Here is a 2,285-nt window from a genome sequence, read left to right as displayed (position 1 = left end):
TCCCACTCCGCATTCGTCAGGTCTCCGCGTCCCATGGAGCCAGCCTGCCCCCAACACCCCACCCCAAGAGGGAGATCCGAGAAACAGTGCCTAGGGCCTGCGTCAGCCGCTCAGAGCCTGACAGCAGTGACTGCTTGCGGACCTCTGGGGCTGTTGCACGGGTGACGGCGGCGTCCCCCTCATGGTGTGGGGTCCGCGGCGTGAGCCCGAGTCGCGATCTACCACCGGACGTCAAAGGGGAAAACCGTTAGGGCACTGCCTACCTCACGCACGGGCGTAAGTGCCTCACTCCTCCTACACACCACAGAGGCCCCATGCACAGCTTGATCGCCAGTCCTTTCCTGAAACAACCTGGAAGAAGGTGTGGCCCGCGTTGCAGCCGGCGACCGGGGCCCGCCATGCGGTGAATGCCGGTACCCGGAGGCCGAACACGACCTCTCCCGCCTCTGGCCCCGCTCGCGGACCGACGGCACCGGCTGCACCGGCTGCACCTGCTGCACCTGCTGGAACTACACACCCCCGCAGGCGTAACCACCCACCAACCCGTGCGCCTTTCCCCCCCAGGCCAGAACGCCACTGGCCCCGCTGTCTCCCCGCGCCCGCCGCTCCCCTTCGGCGCGCGCGGGAAGACCACGACCGTCCACCCGCTCACCACCGCATCAAGGAGCCGTCATGCCCACCGAACCCCACACCCACAACTCGACGAACGCCTCGTTCACCAGGGGTGCACCTATCTTCGGAGACCAGCTGTTCGCCGTGGCGCAGAAGGCCATCGAGCAGACCGGTGACGAGTGGGCCGCCGGTGCAGGCCCCGGAGGACGTACCGGGCACCTGCGCACCGGTGACGGCACGACGTTCACCATCGGTGTGTGCGAAGCCGCAGACGAGGCGGCCCGGTTGGCAACCCACGCGCATCACCGATCCCGACCGGCGCCACCGCCCGCCGGCCCGTCCGTCCGTCCGCCGGGTGACGGCCGCACGTCTTCAGCGCCCCGGCGCGCACCCCGTTGGTCGCGCCCGCAGGGCACCCCTTCCACGACAAAGGAAAACGATGAACACCACCATGTCCAAGGCGAGTTCCACCAGCCTGCGCACGGCCGCCGAGGCCGCAAGCGCAACCGCCAAGGCCACCGCCCACACCGCCGCCCTGATTTTGATCGAGGCGGACGGCGGCGGAGGCCGCATCCACCCCGCACGGGAAGGCGAAGGCCCCCGTCAACGCCTGGTGTGTGGTCACCTCCGCGCCCCGCGCGCATCCTGTCCGAGTCGCTCGTGACCACGCCCACGTCACGCTGACCGGACGCAAGGACCGGACAAGTTCATCTCCGGGAAGATGCGCCCGCCGACAGCATCGCGCCACACAGCACCCTCGGCCCAAATCTCCTCGGGGCTCGCATTTACGGAATTGATGCTTTCGTTGACCGTTTGAAGCAAGCGATAATCCTCGCCGTTCAGCGAACTGTCAGCCACTTTGGCACGAACCACGTGCAGCACGTCGTCGAATTGCCCCACCCCTGACGTCCGCAAGTATTGGATTTGCCTTCCAGGCTCCGCGCTGAGCAGGTTCAGCACAGAGGTGGTTCACCGCCGAAAGTCTGCCAGCTTCCGATCGCCGGTCATCGAATGTTTCCTCCCAAATCCCCTTCAGGATCCACGATTCTCTAATAAGCGCCCTCACCATGATGGCCACCTCCAGGATTCCACCTGAGCATCCTGCCGGTCGGATCTCCGCGACCCGTATACTCGCGAACTATCCAACCGCTGCCAGCATTCTTCCCTCTCCCAAGGCCCTCTTCGACCCATCCCTTCCGGCCTGCAAAGAATGGACATCACCTCCAGTCCGTGGGATCCGGCGCATGTGCGGGCGAGACTGGCCTGGAGGATGCAGGAGGTGATCGGCCCGGAGGTGTTGATCGTCGACGACACCGGCTTTTTGAAGCACGGGACGCCTCGGCGTGTGTGGGACGGCAGGCAGTACACCGGGACCGCGGGCAAGGTCACCAACTGCCAGGTCGGCGTCTCTTTGCACCTGGCCACCGATCATGCCTCGACGGCGGTGAACTGGCGGCTTGCCTGCCGGCTTCGTGGGATCCCGCCTCGCCGGAACCGGATGCGGACAAGGCGGCCCGCCGCACCCGCTGCGGCATCCCCGCACAGACAGGCCACGTGGCAACTGGCCCTGGACCGCCGCCGGGCAGGGCGGGTGAGATCCACACGAGGGTGCCGTCCGGAGCGGTCACCGCCTGCAGATTCACCCCGTGCCGACGGTGCTTTCCCGAGTAGTC

The 2,285-nt window shown here is 66.9% G+C and carries 2 protein-coding genes and 2 pseudogenes; 2 read left to right on the top strand and 2 right to left on the bottom strand.

Features of this window, described 5'->3' with window-relative positions; genetic code table 11:
- Nucleotides 1-1,051: 1,051 nt before the first annotated feature.
- Nucleotides 1,052-1,276 carry a hypothetical protein gene (locus ACZ4NT_RS39185; RefSeq protein WP_467730204.1) on the top strand — a complete coding sequence of 75 codons (225 nt, stop codon included), beginning with the start codon at nucleotides 1,052-1,054 and terminating at the stop codon, nucleotides 1,274-1,276.
- Nucleotides 1,277-1,287: 11 nt separating this feature from the next.
- On the opposite strand, the gene ACZ4NT_RS39180 is transcribed toward ACZ4NT_RS39185, so the two are convergent.
- Nucleotides 1,288-1,512: a hypothetical protein gene (locus ACZ4NT_RS39180; protein ID WP_467730202.1), complete on the bottom strand. Its 225-nt coding sequence runs from the start codon at nucleotides 1,510-1,512 to the stop codon at nucleotides 1,288-1,290.
- A gap of 310 nt (nucleotides 1,513-1,822) precedes the next feature.
- Between ACZ4NT_RS39180 and ACZ4NT_RS39175 the strand changes: the two are divergent.
- Nucleotides 1,823-2,125, top strand: a pseudogene (locus ACZ4NT_RS39175) (transposase); the annotation flags it as partial.
- A 64-nt stretch (nucleotides 2,126-2,189) separates the two neighbouring features.
- Here the strand turns inward: ACZ4NT_RS39175 and ACZ4NT_RS39170 are convergent.
- Nucleotides 2,190-2,285, bottom strand: a pseudogene (locus ACZ4NT_RS39170) (IS5/IS1182 family transposase); the annotation flags it as partial.

The sequence above is a fragment of the Streptomyces sp. NPDC026417 genome, from assembly GCF_055567695.1.
The sequence above is the reverse complement of the archived record's forward strand: the minus strand, read 5'-3'. Positions and strand labels throughout refer to the sequence as shown.

Coding starts and splice junctions, on each gene's coding strand:
- ACZ4NT_RS39185 (WP_467730204.1), top strand. CDS start 1,052: ATGAACACCACCATGTCCAAGGCGAGTTCCACCAGCCTGCGCACGGCC.